Genomic DNA, 23,570 nt, shown 5'->3' on the forward strand with positions numbered 1-23,570 from the left:
CGTGCGCACCATCGACGTCGGTGGCCAGCAGCTGCGGGTGGAGGTGCGCCCCGGCGACCCGGACCGCACCCCGCTGCTGCTCCTCAACGGGATCGGCGCCAGCTTCGAGGCCTTCGACCCGCTCGTCGACGCGCTCGACCCCGCGCTCGGCGTGATCCGCTTCGACGCACCCGGCGTCGGCGGCTCCCCGCTGCCGGCGCTGCCCTACCGGTTCCCCGGGCTGGCGCGCCGCATCGCGGCGCTGCTCGACGAGCTCGGGTACGACCGGGTCGACGTGCTGGGCATCTCGTGGGGCGGCGGGCTCGCCCAGCAGTTCGCGTTCACGCAGCGCTCCCGGTGCCGTCGGCTGGTGCTGGTGGCCACGGGCACCGGCTCGATCATGGTGCCGGCCGGGCCCCGGGTGCTCGCCCGGATGATCACGCCGCGGCGCTACCTCGATGCCGGCTACCTGCGCAGCGTCGCGGCCGAGCTCTACGGCGGCAGCGCCCGCACCGACGCCGACCTGGTGCGCCGCGTGCTGCACGCCCACACTCGCGTCGGCCCCCCGCTGGGCTACCTCTACCAGCTCCTCGCGGGAGCCGGCTGGACGAGCGTGGCGTTCCTGCCGTTCCTGCACCAGGAGGTGCTCGTGCTCGCCGGTGACGACGACCCGATCATCCCGCCCGTCAACGGGCGGATCCTCGCCGCGCTGATCCCGCATGCCACGCTGCACCGCTATCCCGGTGGCCACCTCGAGCTCGCCGCCGACCCGCAGCTGCTCGTCCCCGCCATCCAGCAGTTCCTCACGAAGGAGCCCCAGCCATGACCGACCCCGGTGACTTCTACGACATCGAGGAGCTCCTCGACGCCCGCGAGCGCGCCGTCCTGCACGAGGTGCGCGCCACGCTCCGCAGGGAGGTGACGCCGGTGATCAACCACTACTGGACACGCGCCGAGTTCCCGCACGAGATCATCCCGATCCTGCGCGGGCTGGGCATCGCCGGCCTGCCCTACCCCGGCACCGGCCGCGCCACCGGCCGGCCGCTGCTCGACGGGCTGGTGTTCGCCGAGATCGCCGCCGTCGACCCGTCGATCGCGACCTTCCACGGCGTCCACTCCGGACTCGCCATGGGCTCCATCCACCTGTGCGGCTCAGCCGAGCAGCAGGAACGCTGGCTCCCGGCGATGGCGAACCTCGATCTGATCGGCGCGTTCGGGCTGACCGAGCCCGAGGTCGGCTCCGGCGTGGCGGGCGGGCTCACCACGTCGGCGCGACGCGACGGCGACACGTGGATCCTCAACGGGCGCAAGACCTGGATCGGCAACGCCACCTTCGCCGACCTCGTCATCATCTGGGCCCGTGACGAGGCCGACGGTCAGGTCAAGGGCTTCGTCGTCGAGAAGGACATGCCCGGCTTCAGCACCCGCAAGCTGGAGGACAAGATCGCGCTGCGGGTGGTGCAGAACGCCGAGATCACCCTCACCGACGTCGCGGTCCCCGAGGCCAATCGCCTCACACGCGCCAACTCGTTCAAGGACACCGCCGCCGTCCTGCGCCTGACCCGCGCCGGGGTGGCGTGGATGGCGGTCGGGTGCGCCCGCGGCGCGTTCGAGCACGCGCTGGCCTACGCCAAGGAACGCGAGCAGTTCGGACGTCCGATCGCCGGCTTCCAGCTCGTGCAGGACCTGCTCGTCCGCATGATCGGCAACATCACCGCGTCCGCGGCGCTGTGCTCCCAGCTGGCCCGGATGCAGGAGAGCGGCACGTCCGCCGACGAGCACTCCGCGCTGGCCAAGGCGTTCTGCACGGTGCGCATGCGCGAGACCGTCGGCTACGCCCGGGAGCTGATGGGTGGCAACGGCATCCTCCTCGAACACCACGTCGGCCGGTTCGTCGCCGACGCCGAGGCCATCTACTCCTACGAGGGGACGCGCGAGATGAACACCCTCATCGTGGGACGGGCGATCACGGGGCACAGCGCGTTCGTGTAGGCAGGGCGCGGGTGGGGGCAGGTCGCTGCAGGTCAGCGCGCGAGTCGCGGTGAATGGGCCCGCGAGTTGCGACGGATGGGCCCGCGAGTTGCGACGGATGGGTATGGCATGGGAGACCATCCCCAACGCGCACATCGGTGATGTCGTCGCGGCGCGGGCTCGGCAGCGCGCCCATGACGACGCTGAGCTGTTGGTCGGGATGGTGCACCTCGCCCGATCCACACCGCTCGACGAGCTCGACGGAGCCGAGATCGGGCCGCCACGTCGTATGCGTGGGCGTCCTCGGAGATCGCCGCCCTACTGACGCTGACCCCGACCTTCCCGATCCGCAACCCGCCGCCCCACCACAGCGGCCACCACCGGCCCAGCCATTGACCGACACCGACACCGAGCCCCGCCCCTGTGAACGGGCAAGGGGTCGGCCGGTCAGCGCTGGGTCGTCCGATTTGCGACGATCGGGCCCGTCCCGCACTGTGTGCCATGGCCGATCGTGACACCGCTGATCCGGACGTCCCGCAGGAGGACGAGGAGCGCACCTTCGACCGGCTCGTCGAGGAGGGTGAGCAGCGGCTGGGCCGCTCCTGGCCGGGGCTGCTGTCCACCGGGTTACTCGGCGGCCTCGACGTCGGGGCCGGGGTGCTCGCGCTGCTGCTGGTGGAGCAGGCCACCGGCAGCAAGCTGCTCGGCGGGATCGCGTTCGCCATCGGGCTGATCGCCGTGACGCTGGCTCGCAGCGAGCTGTTCACCGAGGACTTCCTCGTGCCGGTCGCCGCGGTGGTCGCCCGGCGCGGCACCGTGCTGGGGCTCGCGCGGCTGTGGATCTCGACGCTCGTCACCAACCTCGCGGGCGGGTGGATCATCGTCGCGATCCTGATGATCGGCTTCCCCGGGCTGCACGAGATGGCGATCGAGGCGGGCACGTTCTACGCCGACCTCGGGTTCACGTGGAAGGCGTTCGCGCTGGCCGTGGTCGGCGGCATGCTGATCACGCTGATGACCCACATGCAGCACTCGACCGAGTCCGACGGGGTGCGGCTCGTGCCCGCGGTGGTGATCGGGTTCCTGCTCGGCGCCGGCCAGGTCAACCACGCCATCGTGGCCTCACTCGTCAGCTTCGCCGCCATCCTTGCGGGCGCGCCGTTCGGCTACCTCAACTGGCTCGGCGCGTTCGCGCTGGCCGTGGCCGGCAACATGGTGGGAGGGCTCGGGCTGGTGACGGTGCTGCGGTTGCTGCAGGTGCCCAACAAGGTGCTCGACGAGCGCGATGCCGAACTCTCCGAGGATCCTCCGAGCGAGCGGGCGTGAACGCGCAGAGCCGTTACCGTCGACCCATGACCGAGCCGGGTACGAACGCGACCGTCGAGGGCCGCGACATCGGGTCCAGCATCTCGATCATCCACGAGAGCACCGACGTCGTCGGGTCCGGCCCCCGGCTGCACCGCCACCCCTACACCGAGACGTTCGTGATCGTCCGCGGCCGTGCGCTGTTCACCATCGGTGACCAGCAGCGCGAGGGTGGCGCGGGCGACGTGCTGGTGGTGGCGGCCGACACGCCGCACCGGTTCGCCGTGCTCGGCCCCGGCGCCTACGAGGCCGTGCACATCCACGAGAACGACCACTTCATCACGGAGTGGCTCGACTAGAACTCGTCGGGATCGGGCACCTGGCCCAGGTGCGAGCGGATCAGGACGCTGGGCCACGACGACTTCGGGGCCTTGCCCGGCTGCCTCAGCGCCTGGGCGACGACGGCGGCCTTGAGCTCGCGCTCGATCTCCAGCCTGGGGTAGCGCCGCTCGAACTCCCGCCGCTGGTCGTGCTCGTCGAGACCGGGGTCGCCGAAGTCGCGCAGGACGCCCAGCCGCGTCAGCATCGTGATCGGGCCGCGGCGCTCGGCGATCTGCGGCGAGGTGTGCAGGGCGATCGCCTCCCACACCTGGTCGATGCCGGCCGCGCCGATCCCCGCCGCGCTCAGCAGCGCCGCGGCGGCGTCGGCGCCCTCCACCTCGAAGCGCGACGGTCCGTCGAACGCCTCGGCGGTGCCGAGGTCGTGCAGTGCGCAGGCGTAGAACAGCAGGGCCGGGTCGTAGTCGGCGCCGGGCGCGAGTCCGCGCCGCTCGCCGATGATGCGAGCGTGCAGGTAGGTGCGCAGGCTGTGGTGCTGCATCGCGGGGTGTTCGTGCCGGCGGAGGGTCTGCAGCACCGTGTCGGCCACGGGTCCGTCGGGAAGGTCCATGGCCGACACGCTAGATGCTGCGGTCGCTGCTACCGGCTCGGATCCGGACTATCCGGCCACAGGTGCGGCCACGCCCGCTCGCAGGTACGCGAGGTTGCCGGCCGTGCGCTCCGCCAGCGGCAGCGTGGTCGAGAAGTCCTCCGAGGTCACCCAGCCGTCGTAGCCCAGCTCCTGCAGCAGGCGCAGGTAGCCGTGCACGTCGGCCTGCCCGGAGGCGAAGGGCTCCCACCGGTGCGACCAGGTGACGGTGCCGTCGGCCGCGGGCTCGCCCGGTCGCCACGCGCAGTTCTTGACGTGGACGTGCGCCAGGTAGTCGCCCAGCATCTCCAGCCCGGCCCGGTGCTCCTCACCGCCCTCGATGACGAGGTTGCCGAGGTCGTGGATGACGCCGACGGCAGCCGGGTCCAGCCCGTCGAGCAGGCGCAGGGCCGCCGACGGGCTCGAGACGATCGACTGGTGGTGCAGCTCCACCAGTGCCTTGACGCCGTGGTGCGCGGCGCGTGCGGCGACGTGCGCGTAGTCGCGCCGGGCCCGGTCGAACAACTGCGGGTAGGGCGCCCCGCCGAGGTTGGGCACCCGCACCCGCACCCGCTCGGCGCCGAGCGCGGCCGTCGCAGCCAGCAGCGTCTCGACGTCGTCATGCTGGTCGCAGGTGGCGTACCCGCCGATGCCCGAGATCTCCAGCCCGGCGGCCGCGGTCAGCTCGCGGATCCGCGGCACCGACTCGGTGAGGGTGCTCAGGGCCACCGTGGCCCGGTTGCCGGCCCAGAAGCCGGGCTCGGGCGCGTCCTGCTGGTCCAGGACGCGCCATTCGACGCCGTCCCAGCCCTGCTCGGCCAGCTGCGCCACCGCCTCTTCCGGCGTCCAGTCGGGTGTGGAAGCGGTGAAGACCGAGAACTTCATGCGGTCACTCCGTCGGTGTCTGCTTCGATCTTGTCGGCCAGCACGTCGTCGATCAGCACGGGTACGCCCCGTTGCGCGGACAGGTAGACCGCCCGGATGGTGGCCAGCGCGAGCGTCGCCTGCTCGACGTCCACCAGCGGTGACGTACCGGCCGCGAACGACCTCAGGATGTCGACGTACTGGCGCGACTGGCCCGAGAACAGGTCCCCACCACCCGCAGCGGCGCCGCCCAGCTCCGCCTCGACCTGGTTGCCCGAACCGGTGACGCCGTGCGCGGCCAGCACGTCGCCCTCGGCCGCGGCGTGGAAGTAGGTCAGCTCGTCGTTGTCGATGATCGCCGAGCCGCGGCTGCCGTGCACCTGCACCCGCGCCGACACGCCCGGGTACGCGGCGGTGGTGGCGTGGACGGTGGCCAGCGCACCGTTGGCGAACCGGACGGTCGCGACCGCGGTGTCCTCCACCTCGACGCGCTCGTGGGCCAGCAGCGCCGTGTGGGCGTACACCTCGACGGGCCTGCCGAGGAACCACAGCAACAGGTCGACGGTGTGCACGCCCTGGTTCATCAGCGCGCCACCGCCGTCGAGCGCCCAGGTGCCCCGCCAGTCGCCGGAGTCGTAGTACGCCTGGCCGCGCCACCACGACAAGGACGCGACGGCGGAGGTGATGCGGCCCAGCCGACCGTCCTCGATGGCGCGGTGCACGATCTGGCTGGCCAGGTCGTAGCGGTGCTGGCTGATCACCGCGGCCAGCGCGCCGTTGGGGGCGGACGCGGCCGCGTCGGCCACCCGCCGCGCCGCCGCCACCGTCACATCCACCGGCTTCTCGATGATCGTGTACCGGCCCGCCTCGAGCGCCGCGACCGCGAGGTCGGCGTGCAGCCCGCTGGGTACGCAGATCGCCACCGCGTCCACATCGGAGCGCGCCAGTGCCTCGTCGACGGAGCGCAGCACCGCGGGCCGCGGGCCGCCGTGCCTGGCCACCACGGCGTCGGCGAGCGCCTCGGCCCTGTCGAGCACCACGTCGGCGACGGCACTGAGCGTCATACCGGTGCCCGCGCTGATGACATCGGCGTGCTGGCTGCCGATCACGCCGCAGCCGATCACGGCGAAGCGCAGATCCCCGGTCGGGTTGTCACCGGTCATCGATAGTTCACTCCCAGTCGGTCGAGCAGTGTGGTGAAGGCGCGGGTGGCGATCCCGAACGCGCCGGGGCCGGAGAACCCGCCCGTCGCGTGGGCCCGGGCCAGGTGCGGTTCCATCGAGGCGAAGCCGGTGTAGCCGTCGTCGCGCAGTGCCGTGAGTGTCTGCTCCCACTGGCCCTCGCCCGCGCCGGCCGGGACGACGCGGCCGCCGTCGCTCACCGCGTCCTTGACCTGCACGTACTCCAGGTACGGGCGCAGCATCGCGAAGCCCTCGTCGAACGGGCGGGTGACGCCGACCTGCACGAAGTTGGCGGCGTCCCACGCCGCGCGCAGCGCGGGCGAGCCGACGGACTCGAACAGGTCGACGCAGCGCTGCGGGGTGTCGCCGTAGATGTCCTTCTCGTTCTCGTGCAGCAGGATCACGTTCTCCTGCTCCGCCACCTTCGCCAGCGCCGCCATCCGGTGCAGCACGTCATCGCGCACGGCGTCGGCACCGCTGCCGGCAGGCGGGTAGAAGGAGAAGATCCGTACGTAACGGGCCTCGAACGCGTGCGCGGCCGCGATCACCCGGCGCAGCCGGGCGACCTCGGAGTCGGGATCGACGTCCGAGGCGACCTTGCCGATGGGGGACGCGACAGCCGAGACGCCGACGCCGCGCGCGCGGAACAGCTCCGCCAGGGTGGCCACCTGCTCCGGGGCCAGCTCCACGACGTTGACGTCCCAGGCGCTGCGGACCTCGATGTGCGCAATCCCCAGCGCCTCGAGCACGGCCAGCTGCACCAGCGGATCGGGGTCGATCTCGTCGGCGAATCCCGACAGTAGCCAGCTCACTACTTGACTCCTCCTGCGGTCAGTCCACCGATGAGATAGCGCTGGAAGACGAGGTAGAGCAGCACCACCGGCAGCGCGCACACCAGCGACGATGCCATCAGCTGCCCGTAGAGCGGCAGCGCGCCGCCCTCCTGCGCCGACCCGAACACCTGCAGCACCACGGCCGCCGTCGCCGTGTCGGGACGGGTCATCACCGAGGCGAACAGCACGTCGTTCCAGCCGAGCAGGAACGCGAACACCCCGGCCACGATGATGCCGGGCCAGCTCAGCGGGATCACGATCCGGCGCAGCACGCCGACGGCTGAGCAGCCGTCGAGCATGGCCGCCTCCTCCAGCTCGCGCGGCAACCCGCGCAGGTAGGTGACCATCACCCACGTGGAGAACGGCAGCGCGAACGTCAGGTACGTGATGATCAACCCGGTGCTCGTGCCCACCACCGTGATGTTGAGGTAGGTGCGCGCCGAGGAGAACAGCACGAACAGCGGCAGCAGCAGCAGGGTGCCCGGCACGCTCTGCAGGGCAACGAGGCCGCGCAGGATCGTCAGCCTGCCCTTGAAGGCGAAGCGCACCAGGCAGTACGCCGTGATCACGGCCAGCAGCGCCGAGACCACCGCGACGACGCCGGAGACCAGCAGGCTGTTGCCCAGGCCCTTGGCGAGATCGACCGTGCTCCACATGCGGATGTAGTTCTCGACCGTGACGGTGTCGGGAACCAGCTTCCCCGCGGCGACATCGAGGTCGGGCATGAAGGATGCGACCACGATGTAGGCGACCGGCACGAGCACCATCGCGAGGATCACGACCAGCACCACGACGCGCAGCCAGCGCGGCAGCACATCGGCGACGTCGCCGCGGGAGCGCCGGGCCGGGAGCGGCGGCGCGGCCGCGGCGGCGCGGACCCGCTCCGGCGCGCTCACGACGGTCATCGCTCACCCGCCGTGGTGCCCGTGTCGAGCCGCACCGCGCGCAGGTAGACGAACAGCGGTATCGCGATGAGGACCACCGACAGGATCGCCATCGCCGAGCCCAGCCCGAAGCGGAACGTCTCGAACGACGTGGTGTACGTCAGCATCGGCAGCACCTCCACCGGTCGCGGCGCCGGGCTGCCGAACAGGACGTACGGCAGCGTGAAGTTGTTGATGTGGCTCAGCGTCGCGATGATCACCGCGAGCGACAGCGGTCCCCGCAGCGCGGGCAGGACGATGAACCGCAGCTTCTGGCGCCAGCTCGCACCGTCGAGCGCGGCAGCCTCGTGGGTCTCGCGGTCGATCACCTGCAGCCCCGCCAGCGCCAGCAGGTAGACGAACGGCCACGCCGTCCAGGTGTCCACCAGCACCAGCGTCCAGAAGCTGCGGTCCCCGACCAGCCACTGCCCGCCGTCGATGCCGAGCCGGTCGAGCAGCCCGTTGACCGCGCCGCTGGGCTGCAGCAGCGTGCGCCAGATCGTGGCCGTCACGAACGAGGGCAGCACGTACGGGATGAGGAAGGCCGAGCGCACCAGGCCGCGGCCGCGGAAGCGGGTGTGGACGGCCAGCGCGGCCGCGACCCCGATCGGGATCGTGAGCGCGGTGGTGAGCACGCCGAACGCGACGCTGACCCACACGCCGTGCAGCAGCCGGCTGCTGACGAACGTCTCGACGTAGTTCGCGATCCCGATGAAGGGAGCCGAGAGCCACTGCCGCAGGCTGTACTGGTCGAGCGCCAGCAACGACATCCACAGCGCCAGCACGGCCGGGATGATGATGACCAGCGCGATGAGCACGCCGCCGGGCAGCAGCAACCACAGTGGCCGTCCCCGGTTGTCCGTGCGGCCCGGCCGACGGGTGCCCGGCCGGTCGGTCACGGCCTGCTCCACCACCGCTACTGCCCGCCGGCCCGGTCGACGGCCGTCTGCGCCGCCTTCTGCGCCTCCGCCAGCCGCCCGGCCAGCGCCGCCTCCGACACCCCGCCCGCGCTGAGGTCGGGCCGGGACTGCACGGCGATGTTCGTCAGCGCGAGCTGGACCTCCGACCAGGCACCGGTGAACGGCGTCGGGATGGCGGCCTTGCCGGCCTCGATGATGGGTGCGAGCTGCTTGGTCGTGTCGGTGATCTGCTTGGCCGCCGCGACGTTGGTGGGCAGGTCGCCGAACGTCTTCGTGTAGTTGACCTGCTCGGCCTCGCTCGTGATCAGCTCCACGAACTTCAGCGCGAGGTCCTTGTTCTTGGTGTAGCTCGCCACCGCGATGTTGTCACCGGAGACGATCGTGGTGGCCGGTCGGCCACCGGCCGGCAGCGCCGTGGCGCCCGGCGGCACCTCGGGCATCTTCGCGAAGGCGTAGTCGCTCTTCACCGCGGACGTGTCCAGTGTCGGGATCGCACCCGGCCCCGACATGAGGATCATGGCCGACTTGCCGGTGGCGAACGAGGCCAGCGACTGCGCCGCGTTCCACCCGGCCGCCTCGGGGTTGACGATGTGGTCCTTGGTCAGGAACCCGAAGTAGGCGTCGTAGGCCTTCTGCAGCGTCGGGTCGTCCAGCCGCGCCTTCTTGCCGTCCACCAGCGGGTTGCCGTACTGGTTGGCGAACATCCAGACGAACTTCCACGGGTCGAAGTTGTCGGCGTAGGCCGCGGCCATGCCGAACTGGTCGCCCTTGGTGAGCTTCTTGCCGTCCGCCACGAGCTCGTCCCACGTGGTGGGCGGGCCGGCGATGCCCGCCTCGGCGAACAGCTTCGTGTTGTAGGCCATCACGAACGGCCTGCTCAGGAACGGGATGCCGACCTGGTGGGCGTCATCGGGACCGGAGATGGCCAGCGTCGCCGGGATGAACCGGTCCTTCCCGCCGACCGCCTTCCAGTCCGCGTCGCCCATCTGCAGGAACGCGCCCGTCGCGAACGCGACCGGGGTGAACGTGGTGCCCAGCGAGTAGATGTCGGGGCCCTCACCGGACACGACCGAGGTCTGGATCCGCTTCTGCTCATCGGCCGCCGACGCGAAGGTCTCGAAGTGCACCTCGGCACCGGTGCTCTTGCGGAACGTGTCGGAGATCTGGGTGAACCAGGCCTTCTGCTTGTCGGGGTACTGCCCGTTCGCGGCCACCAGCACGCTCAGCGTGCCGCCGCCCCCGCCGCCGCTCGCACCGGGGCCGGACCCGCAGGCCTGCAGCGCCAGCGCGGCCACTGCCGCGATCACCGTCATGGCGGCTCGTCGTCGGTTCCTGACCATCACAGGCGATCTCCTCCTCGACGTCCGCACCGCTGCGGACGGGTGGCCCAGTCAGGACGCGGCCCGACTTGGGCTGGAACGGTAGACCGGCTGCCAGCAGGCGACAACCCTTTGCCAAAGTTGCCAGATATGCCATCCTGGCGTCGGTCCTCCGGGTTGCGAGGGGCCACCGGAAGCGGAGGAACCCATGGCGGCCGAAGGCAGCACCGAGCGGGAGGAGACGGTCGCTCGCCGGTCGCGCGGAGCCACGATCAGCGACGTCGCCGCCCACTGCGGCGTCGCGATCTCCACCGTCTCCCGCGCGTTGACCCGCCCCGGCCGCGTCAACGAGATCACCCGGCTGCGGATCGTCGCGGCCGCTGACGAGCTCGGCTACCACCCCAACCCGCGGGCCCGGTCGCTGCTGTCGGGCCGCACCGACACCCTCGCGCTGCTGATCCCCGACATCACCAACCCGTTCTTCTTCGACGTCATCCGCGGCACCCAGGGCCAGAGCGCCGCGGCGGGGTACTCGCTGCTGCTCGTGGACACCGAGGAGTCCAGCGAGGTGGAGGCACGCCACATCGCGCGCCTGCAGAAGTCGGTGGACGGGCTGATCCTCGCGGCCGCGCGGCTCTCCGACAGCGAGCTCGCCCGGGCCGCGGAGGTGCCGATGGTGGCGCTCAACCGCAACACCCCCGGGGTGCCCACGGTCGTGATCGACAGCGCCGAGGGCACGGTGCAGGCGGTGGAGCACCTGGCCTCGCTCGGGCATCGGACGCTGGCCTACGCCGCCGGCCCGACGGGGTCCTGGTCCAACGTCCAGCGCTGGCGGGCCGTGCGCGCCGCCGCGCAGCGCCTCGGCGTCACCGCGCGGCGGGTCGGACCGTTCACCCCCACCGTCCACGCCGGCGCCGCCGCCGCGGACGCGGCGTTCAACGTGGGTGCCACCGGCGTGCTGGCCTTCAACGACCTCATGGCCATCGGCATCCTGCAGCGGCTCAAGGAGCGCGGGATCCGGGTGCCGGCCGACATGAGCGTGGTCGGCTGCGACGACATCTTCGGCGCCGACTTCTGCCATCCGGCGCTCACGACGCTCACCGCGCCCATCGAGCGCGCCGGGCGGGTGGCCACCGACATGCTGCTCGACCAGCTGGGCCGCGGCACCGGACGTTCGGCACCCCGCAAGCGCGAGCGGCTGCCCACCAACCTGACGGTCCGGGAGTCGACGGGGCCGGCGCCGGTTCGCTGAGCAGGCGACCCCGAGCAGGTGTGCTGAGCAGGCGCCACCCGGCGGGTGCTCCCCGCCGCTTGGCGGCACCGCGCACGGCTCGACCGCTCCTACGCTGCGACCACGGCGCGCCGGTCGAAGCAAGTCGGTCGAAATCGGGAAGCGGTGAACGATGCGGTACAGCGTTTCTGTCGACGTGCCCGTGCCCATGCGGGACGGCACGAAGCTCGCCACCAACATCTGGCGTCCGGACGCGGACGGCCCGGTGCCCACGCTGCTGGTCCGCAATCCCTACAGCAAGCAGCAGGTCACCACGTACGGCTACACCTCCCCCAACATCTTCGTGCTGGTCGAGGCGGGCTATGCGGTGGCGGTGCAGGACACCCGTGGCACGTTCTGCTCGGAGGGCACGTTCGTGCCCCACGTCGACGACGCCGGCGACGGCGCCGACACGGTGGCGTGGCTGACCGAGCAGGACTGGTGCGACGGCAACGTCGGTTCCTGGGGCGCGTCCTACCTCGGGTTCGTGCAGTGGCAGACCGCCGCCACCGGGGTCGCGGGGCTGCGGGCCATGGCGCCCGCGGTCACGTCGGCCGACCTGTACCGGGCCCCCTGGCACTCCCCCGGCGGCGCGCTGTCGCTGGACTGCCTGCTCGCCTGGACCACGTTGATGAGCGCCAACGAGCTGCAGCGCCGCCTCGCGACCGGCGAGGGCGACCCGTCCGACATGGTCGGGCTGGGTGCCGCGATGGCCGACCTCACCGTGTTGAGCGACCGCACGCCGGTGGCCGAGCAGCCGCTGCTGGGCACCTACCTGCCGTGGGTGGTGGATCAGGTGATCGGGCACCCGGACCGCGACGCGACGTGGGAGGCGCTGTCCTCGATCGACCGGGTCGGCTTGCTGCTGCCGCTGGGCACCCACCTGCTCGTCGGGCTGGGGGACACCCCGGACCGCGCCGCCGGATCGGTCGCGGCAGCGCTGGCCGCCCACCTGCAGGACGAACAGCGCTCGGCCGGCCCCCGGACGCCACCCCCGCCCACGGCGCCAACCCCGTAGCCACCGCGCCAACGCCCCGACATCGGCGCCGAGGCCAACCGGTTGGCGCCCTCAGATCGGGAGCGTCAGGCGGAAGGCGGCCCCGGTCGGCACGGGGAGGCAGGTGAGGTCGCCGCCGTGCGCTCGCGCGAGGCCCCGGGCGATCGCGAGTCCCAGTCCCGCTCCCCCGGTGTCGCGGCTGCGGGCGTCCTGCAGCCGGACGAGCCGGTCGAAGATCCGCTCGCGGTCGGCGGCGGCGATCGGGGGGCCGTCGTTGGTGATCGTGACGACGGCGCGGCCGGGCATGCTCGCGACGTCGATGCCGAGGTGCCCCGCGGGTGGGGTGTGGCGGCGGGCGTTGTCGAGCAGGTTCGCGAGGATCTGGGACACCCGCCCGGGATCCGCGACGGCGGGCAGGACGCGCGGCCCCGTCACCGTGACGTGCAGGGCTGGCGCGAACGTCCGCACGCGGTCGGCCTCGGCCGCGACGAGTTCCGCGAGGTCGGTGCGGGTGCGCTGCAGCGCGACCCCGTCGTCGATGCGGGCCAGGTCGAGCATGTCGGTGACGAGCCGGGTCGCCTGGCCGGTCTCGTGCAGCAGCAGGCGTGCGCGCCGTTGCCGGCGCTGCCCGGCCTCCCCGGATGCGACGTCCGCGGCGAGGTCCGAGCGGGTGATCGTCTCGGCGAGCGCCTGGATGCCTGCGAGTGGGGTGCGCAGCTCGTGGGCGGCGTCGGACAGGAACCGGTGGGTGCGATCCGCCGCGCCGCGCGCCCGGCTCTCGGCGCGCTCGAGCGCGTCGAGCATGTCGTCGAACGCGGCGGCGGCCAGGCCGAGGTCGGTGCCCGGACGGTCGGGGACCAGCCGCGAGCCGCGGTCGCCCGCGGTGATCCGGCGGGCCAGCGCGGTCATCCGGTCCAGCGGGCGCAGCGCCGTTCCGACCGTCACCGCCAGTGCGACGCCCGCCAGCAGCAGCGCGACGAGTGCCGACACACCCAGCACGGCCCGCAGCTGCTCGCGCACCTGCGTGATGGCGGTCGTGTCACCGACGAGCAGCAGCTGCGTGCCGTCGGGCAGCGCCCGCTCGACGGTCGTGCTCGTGGCCGCCGGACGCATCGCCGGGCTCGCCACCGCCGTGGTGGACCCGCTCGACCCCAGCTGCGCGACGACGTCCGGCGGGCCGCCCGGGATCGCAGCGCCCGCAGCCGGACCCAGCCCGGGGTCGCCGTAGCCCTGCCCGTCAGTGGTGACGACCCGGACGCGGATGTCCTGTCCCTGCAACTGGGCCACGAGATCCGACGGCGTCGCGCCCTGCTCGATGAGCCGCTGGGCCTGCGCGACGCGGTCGGCGAGGCGGGTGTCGAGGTCGCGGCGCAGCTGCCCACCCAGCGCGAGGTCGACGAGCACCACCACGAGCACCAGCAGCACCGCGAACAGGACCAGGACGGTGGCCGTCACCCGCCGCCGCAGCGAGGGGGTCGCCGTGCTCATGCGGAGACCCGCAGGGTGTAGCCCAGCCCCCGTGACGTGTGCAGCATCCGCGGCCCGTGCGCCTCGAGCTTGCGCCGCAGCGAGGAGATGTAGACCTCGACGAGGTTGTGGTCGTAGGAGTCGTAGCCCCACACGGCGTCGAGGATCTGGGTCTTGCTGACGATCCGGTTGCGCTGGGCCACGAGGTAGGCGAGCAGCCGCAGCTCGGTGGCCGAGAGGTCCAGCACCGTCCCGGCCCTGCTGACCCGGCCCGCGTCCACGTCGAGGACGAGGTCACCGACCTGCACGGCCGAGGGCAGCCGGCCACGGCGACGCAGGACCGCCCCGACCCGCGCCACGAGCTCGGCGAGCAGGAACGGCTTGATGACGTAGTCGTCGGCACCGCCGTCGAGCCCGCGCAGCCGGTCGGGCAGGCCGTCGCGGGCGGTGAGCATCACGATCCCGGCGTCGCCGTGCGCGCGCACGACCGGGATCAGCTCGAACCCGTCCCGCCCGCCGGGCAGCATGACGTCGAGCAGCACCAGGTCGGGACGGAACCCGGCGAGCACGTCCTCGAACGCCGATCCGTCACCGCGCCCGCCCGCGACGTAACCGGCGTCGACCAGCGCGTCGAGCACCGATTCGCGGATGGCGTCGGAGTCCTCCACGACCAGGATCCGCGGTGCTGCGTCCGTGCTGGGGTGACCGGCCATGGCACCGACGATCCGCGACGTTCCTGAGCCGAAGCTGAGCGATCCCCGCCCGGCGGCCGTCGTTCAGGCCCGGCTCAGCATCGATGCGGATCCTCGGGGGCGTGACAGTCCTCGACGTGATCATCGTGCTGATCGTCCTGGCCGCCGCGGTGGCCGGGTTCCGCAGCCTCGGCGGCTCCGCCCGCGCAGGAACGCTGCTGGGGCTGCTGGTCGGCGCCGGCCTGTGTGCGGCGTTCGGCGCCCGGCTCGCGGCGCTCGGCCAGTCCCCGACGGCGCAGTACGCGCTCGGGCTGGTCGGGATCATCGGCGGGCTGCTCCTGGGTGCCGCGATCGGCGGCTGGCTGGGCCGGCTGCTGAGCCGGGTGCTGATCAGCGGGCGGCTCGCCGTGCTCGACCGCGCGGTCGGCGCGGTGGCCGGGGCGGCGTCCGCCGTGCTGGTGATGTGGCTGGTGGCGTGGGTCGTACCGGCCGTCGTCGGTGCTGCGGCGCTCGAACCCGTCGCCGCGGTCCTCGCCCCGTTGGGCGGCCACAGCAGCCTGCTGGCGTCCGTCGGCCGGGTACTGCCGGACACGACCAGCACCGTCACGCAGATCCTCGACGGGCTGCACCCGCCGGGCCTCGCCGCGGGCTGAGACATACGCTCCGGGCAGACCACCACGGAGGGGACGCCCGATGCGCTTCGCGATCAAGACCCGGCCCGAGCACACGACGTGGGAGCGCATCCGCGACGTCTGGGTCGCCGCCGACGAGTTCGAGACCTTCGAGTCGGCCTGGAACTGGGATCACTTCTACCCGCTCAGCGGCGACATGGCCGGTCCCAACCTCGAGGGCTGGACGATGCTCGCCGCGCTGGCGCAGGCAACCCGCCGGATCCGGCTGGGCTGCCAGGTCAGCGGCATGATCTACCGCCACCCGGCGGTGCTGGCCAACATGGCCGCCACGGTCGACGTCATCTCCGGTGGCCGCCTGGAGCTGGGTGTCGGAGCGGGCTGGAACCAGATGGAGTGCGACGCGTACGGCATCGCGCTGCCGCCGTTGAAGGAGCGCTTCGACCGGTTCGACGAGGGCGTCGAGGCCATGGTCGCGCTGCTCACCGAACCGGTGGCCACGTTCGACGGACGGTACGTCCAGCTCGTCGACGCGTACTGCGAGCCCAAGGCCGTGCAGCGTCCGCACCCGCCCATCACGATCGGTGGCAAGGGCCCGAAGCGCACCCTGCGCGCGGTCGCGCGGTGGGCCCAGCAGTGGAACGTGATCGTCGCGAGCCCGCAGGAGTGGCTCCCGCTCAAGGAGGTGCTCGACGGGCACTGCGCCGAGCTGGGCCGCGACCCGGGCGAGATCACCTGCTCGGTCAACGTCCGGATCTCCCCGGACGAACCGCTCGAGCAGGCCGTCGAGGTGGCGGTCGGGCAGGCCGCCGCGTTCGGTGCGGTCGGGGTCGACCTGGTCGTCATCAACCTGCCGCTCGACGCCGAGCCGAGCGTCCTCGACCCGATAGCGACAGCGTTCCGGTCACTCACCTGAGGTGATATGACGCGGAGTAGTCGATCTGATCACGCCTGTCACCCTTCTGACGGCAGCACTGGGATCATCCATTGGGGATGATCAGATATGGCCTCTTTGGATGAACTCCGCATCCCCGGCCTCGACGCGCTCCGGGCCGCCATCCCCCTGCCCCGCGATCCGGTGGAACACCGGCGCATCGCTGCCGACGACGATCTGATCGAGTCGCTGCGCCGCGGCGACGAACCCGGCGACGACGACGATCCGCTGATGCGCATGCTGGCCGCCTGGCGCACCGACACCCTCGACGGCACCTGAGCCCGCAGCTCTGACGCCCAGCACCGACCCACGGCACCACCCTGCGTCACCACGGACGGTTACGTGGAGGCGCGCACCACGAGCTCGGCCCGGATCCGGGTCTCCTCGGTGCTCGCGGGGCCGGTGAGCATGTCGACGGCCCGGGCGGCGATGGCGTCGAGCCGGTGGTGCAGGGCGGTGATCGGCGGGTCCACCAGCTCCAGCAGGTCGGTGCCGTCGAAGGCGGTGACGGCGACGTCGCGCGGCACCCGCACGCCCCTGCGCTGCAGCGTGCTCAGCAGCCCCACGGCCAGCACGTCCGCCGCGCACAGCACGGCATCGGGCAGCTCCGGTGCCGCCAGCAGCACATGGGCGGCGTCGCGCCCGGCCGTGGTGGAGAAGTGCGGCAGCAGCATCTCGGCGTCACCCGGCCCGGCCAGCTCCCGGAAGGCCGCGAGCCGCTCCGCGCTGGCCGAGGCCTCCTGCTCGGCGCCGACGTAGCGGATCCGGGTGCGTCCGGCGGCGCGCAGGTGCGCGACGAGCGCCGCCACCCCCGCAGCGTTGTCGACGCCCACGAAACCGCAGCCCGCGCCGGTGGCCCAGCGGTCGACCTGCACCACCCGCGTGCGCTCGGCGGCCTGCCGGATCGCCGGGCCGCTGCGCGTCATCGACGTCGGCACGACCACGATGCCGTCGACGAACGAGTCACGCAGCATCTCCAGCCGCTCGGCCTCGACATCCGGGTCGTCGAGGGAGTCGGCCAGGATCACGCCCATCCCGGACCGGCTCGCCACCTGCGAGAACGCGTCGACGAGGTGCACGAAGTAGGGGTTGCGGATCGAGGGCACCAGCACGCCGAAGGAGCCGGTGGTCTGGCGTCGCAGCGCGCGTGCCACGGCATTGACCCGGTAGCCCAGCCGCTCCCCGGCCTGCAGCACCCGCTCGGCCAGCTCGGCGTCGACGTTGCGGTCGACGCCGCTGAGCACGCGGGACGCCGTGGACTTCGACACGCCCGCCGCCCTGGCCACGTCGAGCAGCGTCGTGCGCGTCGCCATCCCGCTCCCAAAAATAATCAGCCTTCGGACAAGTTTTCCCTTGACGTGATCCTACGCCGGGGACCACCATTCGGAAACCGATTTCCCACCCTGCTCTTCCCAACGTCGGGGACACCGCGGAGGCCGCTGGCATGACCACACACGACACGGATCTGAGCACGCCTGCATCGACGCCCACCGCGCCGGCTCCCCCGCCCTCGGGAATCGAGCGCAACGGCATCAACCCCGTACCCGACGCCGAGCGGCGCGGGACACCGCGGGAGCTGTTCGCCATCTGGTTCTCCTGGAACGTCTCCATCCTCGGCATCAGCTACGGGATCTACGTCTTCGGCCTCGGGCTCAGCGTCTGGCAGGCGATCGTCGCGGGCGTGCTCGGCTACGCCGTCTCCGCCGCGCTCGTCGGCGTGCTGGCCGTCGGCGGACCCCGCACCGGGCTGCCGACGCTGACCCAGACCCGCTTCGCCTTCGGCTTCCAGGCCAACAAGTTCCCGACCCTGTTCGCCTACATCTCCAACGTGGGCTGGAAGATCACCATCATCACGCTGGCCTCCACCACCGGCGCGTCGCTGTTCGCGCGGCTGTGGCCCGGCGCGTTCGCCGAGGCCGACGGCGGCCCGACCACCACGGGCATCGTCGTGTGGTTCGTGGCCGTGCTCGCCGTGACGCTGACGGTGGCCGTGTTCGGCCACCAGCTGATCCTCAAGGTCGAGAAGTGGATCGCCTGGGTGACCGCCGCGATGACGCTGGTCTTCCTCATCATGATCCTTCCGCACATCCACTGGTCGGCGCTGGGCACCGCGCCCGACGGCACGCTCCTGCAGTTCGTCGGCGGCATGATCATGGCGATGACGATGGTCGGGCTGGGCTTCCTCAACTACGGCGGCGACTTCGCGCGCTACCTCCCCCGCTCCACCCGCGCCCGCGGCGTGATCGGCTGGACCGCGGGGGGCATCACGCTGCCCGTCGCCGTGCTGCTGGTGGTGGGCGTGCTGCTGGTGGGCAGCAACCCCGAGCTCGGTGCCGCCGCCGCGAAGTACCCGATCGCCGCGCTCACCACGCTGCTGCCGCTGTGGTTCTTCCTCCCGTTCTCACTGGTCATCGTCGTCTCGCTGGTCGCAGCGGCGATCACCGGCATCTACTCGTCCGGGCTCGCCCTCCTCGCGCTCGGTGCCCCGTTCTCCCGCGCCGGCACCACCGCCATCAACACCGTGGTCATCTCGGCGGGCGCCTTCTACCTGCTGTTCGTCTCGGACTCGTTCCTGGCGACGTTCCAGGCCTTCCTCGCGCTCGTCGCGGTGCTGATGGGCACGATGGGTGGCATCCAGCTGCTCGACTTCATCCGCCAGCGCCGCCTGGGGTGGAACGTCACGATGGCGCTGCCGCCCTCGGGTGGCGGGCGCAACGTGCGCTGGACCGCGCTGGTGTCGCTCGTGGCCGCGTCGATCGTCGGGCTGGGTACCGTGACCTCGGGTGACCCGAACATCGCCAGGGTCGTGGGCTTCCTGCTCACCGACGAGGCCGCGAAGGGCGTCATCGGGCAGGCCAACCTCGGGGTCGTCATCGCGATGGTCACCGGCGCCGCGATCTACGCCGTCCTCACGTTCGTCCTGAAGATCGACGATGGCCGCCGGGTCGCGGCATGACGGCTGTCGAAGGCGTGCTGGCCGTCAACGAGCCCGACGCCTGGCACGCCCCGGCCACCTACTGGTTCTGGCACCGGCTCCCGACCGACACCGAGATCAAGGACCAGGTGGCCCAGATGTCCGCCGCGGGCTACCGCGCGTTCCAGATCCAGGCCCGGCTCTCGTTCCCGCGCACGGAGTACCTCGGCCCGGCCTACCTCGCCGCCTGCCGCACCGCGGCCGACGCCGCGGCCGCCCACGAGATGCTCATCGGGATCTACGACGAGTACAACTGGCTCTCCGGCCACGCCGGCGGCCGGACGGTCGAGGGCCGCGACGAGCTGCGCGAGCGGCACCTGTTCTGGGCGACGACCACCGGTACCGGTGGAGTCTGCGACATCGACGAGATCCGCCCGACCGACGTCGAGTACCTCCTCGACCCGGGGATGAACTGGGTGTTCGAGGACGCCCGCGTCGAGTGGGCGGACTGGGAGATCGTGGCCGCGCTGGCCCACCCGGCCCAGGTCGGCGACGAGGCGGGCATCGTCGACGTCACCGCGAGCGCCCGGTTCACCGCCACGTCGGCCACCGGGTGTGCCGTGACGGCCGACCTGCCGCCCGGCACAGGCACGTTGACGGTCTTCGTCGCCGCCCGCTGCGCCACCAGCCGAATGATCAACTACTTGATGCCGGAGGCGGCGCAGCGCTTCCTCGAGGTCTGCTACGAGCCCTACCGCGCGGCGTTCGGCGAGCACTTCGGCACCACCGTCGCGTACGCGTTCTTCGACCAGCCGCACGGCTGCTTCTTCCGCTGGCGCCAGCACGAGGGACACCTGGGCAGCTCGCTCATGTACGACGCGGCGCTGGTGGGCGACGATCCGGAGGCGTTCCGGCGCTCGCTGCTGGCGCTGGTGCGCGACGTCGGCCCGGCCACCGCCGCCCGGCGCTGCGACTTCTTCGAGCGCTAAGCGGCGCTCGGGATCGATGCCTTCTTCGGGACGCTGTCGCGGTGGTGTCGCGAGCACGGCATCGGCCTGTCCGGGCACGAGGTGCTGGGCCACGTCTCGTCGTGGGACTTCACCAGCACGATCATCACCGACGACCCGCGCACCAACTTCGGCACCGACTACTTCGCGCTCGACCGCTGGCGCGACCACACCGCGGTCGACGCCCGCAACTCCGATCCCCAGCTGTCGGCGAAGCTCGGCGACTCGGTGGCGCGCTCGCACGGGCGCAGCGGCTGCCTCGTGGAGCAGTACTTCGGGCGCGTCGTCACCGGTTCGCACTTCGCGGGCGGTCGGTGGGAGGTGACGCTGCGGGAGCTGCGGTCCCAGACCATCCGCCACCACCTGCTGGGCGCGCGGCAGCTGCTCATGCACGCGTTCTGGCAGACCGACGGCGACGAGCGCGAGCAGATGTTCGTCAACCCGCGGTTCGACTTCGCGCCCGGGCTGAACTTCGAGCCGTGGTTCGACCACCACCGCGCGTTCGCCGCGGAGTCCGGCAGGCTCTCGGCGTTCCTCGACGGTGTCGCGCCGGACTGCGCGATCGCCGTGCTCTACCCGTTGCGCACGAGCTGGGCCTGCGGGCCGTCGCACCCCTACGGCGCGCATGCGGCGCGCTGGACCGAGCACCTCTCGCGCACCGGGCACGGCTACCACCTCATCGACGAGCGCGACCTGCGGGCCGCGGGCGTCGGCGTCGACGGATCGCTCGTGGTCGGTGACCGCTCCTACTCCGCCGTGGTGCTGCCCGGTGTCGAGGTGGTGCGTGACAGCGTGACGATCGGCGTGCTGGAGCGCTTCGCCGCAGCGGGCGGCACGGTGCTCGCGTCGGGCCCGCTGCCCGCGGCCAGCCAGCAGCGCGGCGCGGACCCGGAGCTGACCGCCCGGACCGCCGCGCTCGCGACGGCGCACTGGACGCACGTGCCCGACGTCGCCGAGCTGGACCCGGTGCTGGCGCCCCTGCGCCGCGGGCACGTCGTCGTCGCCGGTGACGACGCGACCGCCACCGTCTGGAGCAGCGCCGGGGCGGATGCCACCGGCACCCGGCTGGCCCTGTTCCACGACGCCGCCGGCACGCAGACGGTCACCGTGACACCCCCGTCGCTGCCCACCCGGATGCAGCGCTTCGATGCGGCCACCGGCGCCGTCACCGATCTCGGTGTCGTCGACGGGGCGCTGCGCCTGCGGTGCGGACCCGACGAGCTGGTCTGCCTGCACCTGGGCACCGGCGAGCGCACGGTGCCCGGCCCCACCGTCCTCACGGCGGGCTGGAGCCTCACCATCGACGGCACCACCCGGCCGGTACGGGTCGACCGCGGCTGGGAGCAGCAGGGGTGGGAGCGCTTCTCCGGCGTCGGCGAGTACAGGACCGCGTTCGACCTCCCCGCAGGCGATCCGGGCTGGCCGGACTGGGAGCTCGAACTGCCGATCGTGCACACCACGGCCGAGGTCGAGCTCAACGGCACGGTGATCGGGAGCCTCGGCTGGGCACCGTACGTCTGCGCGGTGCCGGCGGGCCTGCTGCGCGGGGAGGGCAACGACCTGCGCGTCCGCGTGGCCTCGACGGCGGCCAACCACTACTACGCCGGCACCGCGCTGCAGGGCGACGGCCTGGACCCGAGCGGCCTGGGTGCCGCACCGGTGCTGCGGCCCCGGCTGGGCGGATAGGAAGCTCGCACACACCCCCGCGTGCCCGCACACACCGTGCACGGTGTGCGCGGCGCCCCGCCGTTGTGTGCGAGCTAGTCGAGCAGCACGGTGCGGAGGTCGAGCCGGTTGAGGACGCGGTCGACGGCCTCCGGGTCGATGCCGGGTTCCTTGCGGGCCGCCAGCACCTCGGCGCGGGCGGCGGCCAGCGCCTCGGACTGGATGCGGTTCATGATCACGCGGCCCTTGAGGAACTTCTCCAGGCGCGCGCGGTCCTCCTCGCTCGGGGACTCGCCGCGCAGCACCGCGTCGAGGCGCCCGAACTTGTCGTCGAGCACCGCCAGCAGCTCGGGCGGCAGGTCGTCGCGGTGCTCGGCGACCGCGGCCGTGGCCGCAGCCCGGGCCCGGCGGGCGACCTCGCGCTCGGCGGTCTGCTCCGACTCGGCGCTGCCGGCCATGCCGAACATCCGGACCAGCGCCGGCAGCGTGAACCCGGGCAGCAGCAACGTCACGACGAGCACCGAGCAGGCGATGACCACGATCTCGGAGCGGGCCGGGAACGCGCCGCCCGACGCCGAGAGCGGTAGCGACAGCGCGAGGGCGAGCGTGGCCAGGCCGCGCATCCCGCACCAGGCGAGCACCACCCCCTCGCGCACGTTGCGCGGTGCCGCCGACGCGTCGTCGGACCGCATCCGCACGGAGACGACGGCGCCGGCCATCCACACCACCCGCACGCCCAGCACGACCGCGCACACCACGGCGGCGTGCAGCAGCATCGTCGCGAGCTCGGCCCCCGCGTCCAACACGACGGCCCGCAGTTCCAACCCGATCAGCCCGAACGCGATGCCCGTGACCAGCAGCTCCACCACGCCCCAGAACGAGCGCTGCACCAGCCGCTCCGCCGACTCGTCGGCGGCCCCCTCCGACCGCAGCTCCAGTGCCACGACCACCACCGCGACGACGCCGGACGCGTGCACCTGCTCCGCGGCGAGGTAGACGGCGAACGGGAGCACGAGCGTCAGCGCGCTGCGGCCGGTGGTGTCGGTGACCCGGTTCATGAGCAGGCGGGCGGCGCGGGCGACGACGATCCCGATCACCACGGCACCCGCGGCGCCCAGCACGAACCCGAGCACCAGCCCGCCCGCGGTGAGGTCCCCACCCTCGACGGTGGCCAGCACCGCGGCCTGGAAGATCACCAGCGCCGTCGCGTCGTTGAACAGACCCTCGCTCTGCAGCACCGAGAGCAGCCTGCGCGGCATCCCGACCGACCCGGCGACCGCCTCGACGGCCACCGGGTCGGGCGGCGCGACCATCGCGCCCAGCCCGACCGCGGCCGTCAGCCCGATGCCCGGTACGAGCGCCGCCGCCGTGCCCGCGACCACGGCGACCGTGGCCACCACGAGCCCGATCGCGAGCAGCGCGATGCTGCGCCAGCGCGCCCGGAACACCGACCACGACATCCGCTGTGCCGTGGCGAACAGCAACGGCGGCAGGAACAACGGCAGGATGAGATCGGGTTCGATCTCGATCGCGTCCGGCAGCCCCGGGGTGAACGCCACCCCAGCGCCCAGTATGACCATGAGCGCCGGCCACGGCAGTCGCAGCCGGTTGCCGACGCCGACGAGGAGCACAGCGCCGAGCATGAGCCCGACGACGAGGAGCAGGCTCTGCATGGGCACACGTTCCCACACCGATGAGCACCGGCCGGAGGAGCATGCGTACGGACCGCGACA

General features: G+C 72.3%; 24 protein-coding genes. 13 read left to right on the forward strand and 11 right to left on the reverse strand.

Annotated elements, in window-relative coordinates:
- Window position 1: 1 nt before the first annotated feature.
- The 5 genes from phaZ (at window position 2) to ACFPFQ_RS31595 (ending at window position 3,614) form a co-directional block, all read left to right on the forward strand.
- Window positions 2–805, forward strand: coding sequence for a poly(3-hydroxyalkanoate) depolymerase (gene phaZ / locus ACFPFQ_RS31575; protein ID WP_379625368.1), 804 nt, complete (start codon window positions 2–4; stop codon window positions 803–805).
- Window positions 802–1,971, forward strand: a complete 1,170-nt coding sequence (locus ACFPFQ_RS31580) for an acyl-CoA dehydrogenase family protein (RefSeq protein ID WP_379625370.1) — start codon at window positions 802–804, stop codon at window positions 1,969–1,971. The genes phaZ and ACFPFQ_RS31580 overlap by 4 nt, the downstream gene beginning before the upstream one ends.
- 103 nt (window positions 1,972–2,074) lie before the next feature.
- Window positions 2,075–2,275: a hypothetical protein gene (locus ACFPFQ_RS31585; protein ID WP_379625372.1), complete on the forward strand. Its 201-nt coding sequence runs from the start codon at window positions 2,075–2,077 to the stop codon at window positions 2,273–2,275.
- A 176-nt stretch (window positions 2,276–2,451) separates the two neighbouring features.
- Entirely contained in the window at window positions 2,452–3,276 is an 825-nt protein-coding gene (locus ACFPFQ_RS31590; RefSeq protein WP_379625374.1) for a formate/nitrite transporter family protein, read from the forward strand.
- 26 nt (window positions 3,277–3,302) lie between these two features.
- The gene (locus ACFPFQ_RS31595; RefSeq protein WP_379625376.1) at window positions 3,303–3,614 is read left to right on the forward strand and encodes a cupin domain-containing protein; all 312 of its coding nucleotides are present in this window, start codon (window positions 3,303–3,305) and stop codon (window positions 3,612–3,614) included.
- Here the strand turns inward: ACFPFQ_RS31595 and ACFPFQ_RS31600 are convergent.
- From ACFPFQ_RS31600 to ACFPFQ_RS31630, 7 genes are read right to left on the reverse strand one after another with little or no spacing between them, the layout of a single operon-like run.
- Window positions 3,611–4,204, reverse strand: a complete 594-nt coding sequence (locus tag ACFPFQ_RS31600) for an HD domain-containing protein (protein ID WP_379625378.1) — start codon at window positions 4,202–4,204, stop codon at window positions 3,611–3,613. The two genes, ACFPFQ_RS31595 and ACFPFQ_RS31600, sit on opposite strands and share 4 nt — an antisense overlap.
- A gap of 48 nt (window positions 4,205–4,252) precedes the next feature.
- The gene (locus tag ACFPFQ_RS31605) at window positions 4,253–5,107 is read right to left on the reverse strand and encodes a sugar phosphate isomerase/epimerase family protein (protein WP_379625380.1); all 855 of its coding nucleotides are present in this window, start codon (window positions 5,105–5,107) and stop codon (window positions 4,253–4,255) included.
- The gene (locus ACFPFQ_RS31610; protein WP_379625382.1) at window positions 5,104–6,249 is read right to left on the reverse strand and encodes a Gfo/Idh/MocA family protein; all 1,146 of its coding nucleotides are present in this window, start codon (window positions 6,247–6,249) and stop codon (window positions 5,104–5,106) included. Before ACFPFQ_RS31610 ends, ACFPFQ_RS31605 begins: the two co-directional genes overlap by 4 nt.
- Window positions 6,246–7,079 carry a sugar phosphate isomerase/epimerase family protein gene (locus ACFPFQ_RS31615; RefSeq protein ID WP_379625384.1) on the reverse strand — a complete coding sequence of 278 codons (834 nt, stop codon included), beginning with the start codon at window positions 7,077–7,079 and terminating at the stop codon, window positions 6,246–6,248. Before ACFPFQ_RS31615 ends, ACFPFQ_RS31610 begins: the two co-directional genes overlap by 4 nt.
- Window positions 7,079–8,005 (reverse strand): carbohydrate ABC transporter permease, encoded by a 927-nt coding sequence (locus ACFPFQ_RS31620; protein ID WP_379625386.1) that lies wholly within the window; start codon window positions 8,003–8,005, stop codon window positions 7,079–7,081. The genes ACFPFQ_RS31615 and ACFPFQ_RS31620 overlap by 1 nt, the downstream gene beginning before the upstream one ends.
- Window positions 8,002–8,922, reverse strand: a complete 921-nt coding sequence (locus tag ACFPFQ_RS31625) for a carbohydrate ABC transporter permease (protein WP_379625388.1) — start codon at window positions 8,920–8,922, stop codon at window positions 8,002–8,004. Before ACFPFQ_RS31625 ends, ACFPFQ_RS31620 begins: the two co-directional genes overlap by 4 nt.
- Window positions 8,923–8,939: 17 nt before the next feature.
- A complete protein-coding gene (locus tag ACFPFQ_RS31630; protein ID WP_379625390.1) occupies window positions 8,940–10,256 on the reverse strand; it encodes an ABC transporter substrate-binding protein in 1,317 nt (438 codons plus the stop codon).
- A gap of 214 nt (window positions 10,257–10,470) precedes the next feature.
- On the opposite strand from ACFPFQ_RS31630, the gene ACFPFQ_RS31635 reads away from it, so the two are divergent.
- Complete coding sequence (locus tag ACFPFQ_RS31635) at window positions 10,471–11,514, forward strand: LacI family DNA-binding transcriptional regulator (RefSeq protein WP_379625392.1); 1,044 nt, start codon at window positions 10,471–10,473, stop codon at window positions 11,512–11,514.
- Window positions 11,515–11,689: 175 nt separating this feature from the next.
- On the forward strand, window positions 11,690–12,550 hold the full coding sequence (locus ACFPFQ_RS31640) for a CocE/NonD family hydrolase (RefSeq protein WP_379625394.1): 861 nt from the start codon (window positions 11,690–11,692) through the stop codon (window positions 12,548–12,550).
- Between the two features lie 51 nt (window positions 12,551–12,601).
- On the opposite strand, the gene ACFPFQ_RS31645 is transcribed toward ACFPFQ_RS31640, so the two are convergent.
- Both ACFPFQ_RS31645 and ACFPFQ_RS31650 read right to left on the reverse strand, forming a co-directional pair.
- Window positions 12,602–14,017 carry a HAMP domain-containing sensor histidine kinase gene (locus ACFPFQ_RS31645; protein WP_379625396.1) on the reverse strand — a complete coding sequence of 472 codons (1,416 nt, stop codon included), beginning with the start codon at window positions 14,015–14,017 and terminating at the stop codon, window positions 12,602–12,604.
- Complete coding sequence (locus ACFPFQ_RS31650; protein WP_379625398.1) at window positions 14,014–14,709, reverse strand: response regulator transcription factor; 696 nt, start codon at window positions 14,707–14,709, stop codon at window positions 14,014–14,016. Before ACFPFQ_RS31650 ends, ACFPFQ_RS31645 begins: the two co-directional genes overlap by 4 nt.
- 101 nt (window positions 14,710–14,810) lie before the next feature.
- Between ACFPFQ_RS31650 and ACFPFQ_RS31655 the strand changes: the two genes are divergently transcribed.
- The 3 genes from ACFPFQ_RS31655 (at window position 14,811) to ACFPFQ_RS31665 (ending at window position 16,530) form a co-directional block, all read left to right on the forward strand.
- Entirely contained in the window at window positions 14,811–15,341 is a 531-nt protein-coding gene (locus tag ACFPFQ_RS31655; protein WP_379625400.1) for a hypothetical protein, read from the forward strand.
- Between the two features lie 40 nt (window positions 15,342–15,381).
- The gene (locus tag ACFPFQ_RS31660; protein ID WP_379625402.1) at window positions 15,382–16,233 is read left to right on the forward strand and encodes a TIGR03560 family F420-dependent LLM class oxidoreductase; all 852 of its coding nucleotides are present in this window, start codon (window positions 15,382–15,384) and stop codon (window positions 16,231–16,233) included.
- An 87-nt stretch (window positions 16,234–16,320) separates the two neighbouring features.
- Complete coding sequence (locus tag ACFPFQ_RS31665) at window positions 16,321–16,530, forward strand: hypothetical protein (RefSeq protein WP_379625404.1); 210 nt, start codon at window positions 16,321–16,323, stop codon at window positions 16,528–16,530.
- A 59-nt stretch (window positions 16,531–16,589) separates the two neighbouring features.
- On the opposite strand, the gene ACFPFQ_RS31670 is transcribed toward ACFPFQ_RS31665, so the two are convergent.
- Window positions 16,590–17,564: a LacI family DNA-binding transcriptional regulator gene (locus tag ACFPFQ_RS31670; protein ID WP_379625406.1), complete on the reverse strand. Its 975-nt coding sequence runs from the start codon at window positions 17,562–17,564 to the stop codon at window positions 16,590–16,592.
- 131 nt (window positions 17,565–17,695) lie between these two features.
- Between ACFPFQ_RS31670 and ACFPFQ_RS31675 the strand changes: the two genes are divergently transcribed.
- The 3 genes from ACFPFQ_RS31675 to ACFPFQ_RS31685 all read left to right on the forward strand — a co-directional run bounded on the left by ACFPFQ_RS31675 (window position 17,696) and on the right by ACFPFQ_RS31685 (window position 21,858).
- A complete protein-coding gene (locus ACFPFQ_RS31675) occupies window positions 17,696–19,207 on the forward strand; it encodes a purine-cytosine permease family protein (RefSeq protein WP_379625408.1) in 1,512 nt (503 codons plus the stop codon).
- Window positions 19,204–20,154 (forward strand): hypothetical protein, encoded by a 951-nt coding sequence (locus ACFPFQ_RS31680; protein ID WP_379625410.1) that lies wholly within the window; start codon window positions 19,204–19,206, stop codon window positions 20,152–20,154. Before ACFPFQ_RS31675 ends, ACFPFQ_RS31680 begins: the two co-directional genes overlap by 4 nt.
- Window positions 20,155–20,235: 81 nt before the next feature.
- Complete coding sequence (locus ACFPFQ_RS31685; RefSeq protein WP_379625412.1) at window positions 20,236–21,858, forward strand: hypothetical protein; 1,623 nt, start codon at window positions 20,236–20,238, stop codon at window positions 21,856–21,858.
- A 74-nt stretch (window positions 21,859–21,932) separates the two neighbouring features.
- Here ACFPFQ_RS31685 and ACFPFQ_RS31690 read toward each other — a convergent pair whose 3' ends face one another.
- Window positions 21,933–23,510: a Na+/H+ antiporter gene (locus ACFPFQ_RS31690; RefSeq protein WP_379625414.1), complete on the reverse strand. Its 1,578-nt coding sequence runs from the start codon at window positions 23,508–23,510 to the stop codon at window positions 21,933–21,935.
- Window positions 23,511–23,570 lie beyond the last annotated feature (60 nt).

The organism is Pseudonocardia sp. GCM10023141 (assembly GCF_042653605.1).

What these genes read in the sequence shown, in the direction of transcription:
- ACFPFQ_RS31635 (WP_379625392.1), top strand. Translation starts at nt 10,471, where the DNA reads ATGGCGGCCGAAGGCAGCACCGAGCGGGAGGAGACGGTCGCTCGCCGG.
- ACFPFQ_RS31665 (WP_379625404.1), top strand. Translation starts at nt 16,321, where the DNA reads ATGGCCTCTTTGGATGAACTCCGCATCCCCGGCCTCGACGCGCTCCGG.
- ACFPFQ_RS31605 (WP_379625380.1), bottom strand. Translation starts at nt 5,107, where the DNA reads ATGAAGTTCTCGGTCTTCACCGCTTCCACACCCGACTGGACGCCGGAA.
- ACFPFQ_RS31610 (WP_379625382.1), bottom strand. Translation starts at nt 6,249, where the DNA reads ATGACCGGTGACAACCCGACCGGGGATCTGCGCTTCGCCGTGATCGGC.
- ACFPFQ_RS31595 (WP_379625376.1), top strand. Translation starts at nt 3,303, where the DNA reads ATGACCGAGCCGGGTACGAACGCGACCGTCGAGGGCCGCGACATCGGG.
- ACFPFQ_RS31630 (WP_379625390.1), bottom strand. Translation starts at nt 10,256, where the DNA reads ATGACGGTGATCGCGGCAGTGGCCGCGCTGGCGCTGCAGGCCTGCGGG.
- ACFPFQ_RS31670 (WP_379625406.1), bottom strand. Translation starts at nt 17,564, where the DNA reads ATGGCGACGCGCACGACGCTGCTCGACGTGGCCAGGGCGGCGGGCGTG.
- ACFPFQ_RS31650 (WP_379625398.1), bottom strand. Translation starts at nt 14,709, where the DNA reads ATGGCCGGTCACCCCAGCACGGACGCAGCACCGCGGATCCTGGTCGTG.
- ACFPFQ_RS31675 (WP_379625408.1), top strand. Translation starts at nt 17,696, where the DNA reads ATGACCACACACGACACGGATCTGAGCACGCCTGCATCGACGCCCACC.
- ACFPFQ_RS31620 (WP_379625386.1), bottom strand. Translation starts at nt 8,005, where the DNA reads ATGACCGTCGTGAGCGCGCCGGAGCGGGTCCGCGCCGCCGCGGCCGCG.
- ACFPFQ_RS31690 (WP_379625414.1), bottom strand. Translation starts at nt 23,510, where the DNA reads ATGCAGAGCCTGCTCCTCGTCGTCGGGCTCATGCTCGGCGCTGTGCTC.
- ACFPFQ_RS31680 (WP_379625410.1), top strand. Translation starts at nt 19,204, where the DNA reads ATGACGGCTGTCGAAGGCGTGCTGGCCGTCAACGAGCCCGACGCCTGG.
- ACFPFQ_RS31660 (WP_379625402.1), top strand. Translation starts at nt 15,382, where the DNA reads ATGCGCTTCGCGATCAAGACCCGGCCCGAGCACACGACGTGGGAGCGC.
- ACFPFQ_RS31580 (WP_379625370.1), top strand. Translation starts at nt 802, where the DNA reads ATGACCGACCCCGGTGACTTCTACGACATCGAGGAGCTCCTCGACGCC.
- ACFPFQ_RS31600 (WP_379625378.1), bottom strand. Translation starts at nt 4,204, where the DNA reads ATGGACCTTCCCGACGGACCCGTGGCCGACACGGTGCTGCAGACCCTC.
- ACFPFQ_RS31585 (WP_379625372.1), top strand. Translation starts at nt 2,075, where the DNA reads ATGGCATGGGAGACCATCCCCAACGCGCACATCGGTGATGTCGTCGCG.
- ACFPFQ_RS31645 (WP_379625396.1), bottom strand. Translation starts at nt 14,017, where the DNA reads ATGAGCACGGCGACCCCCTCGCTGCGGCGGCGGGTGACGGCCACCGTC.
- ACFPFQ_RS31590 (WP_379625374.1), top strand. Translation starts at nt 2,452, where the DNA reads ATGGCCGATCGTGACACCGCTGATCCGGACGTCCCGCAGGAGGACGAG.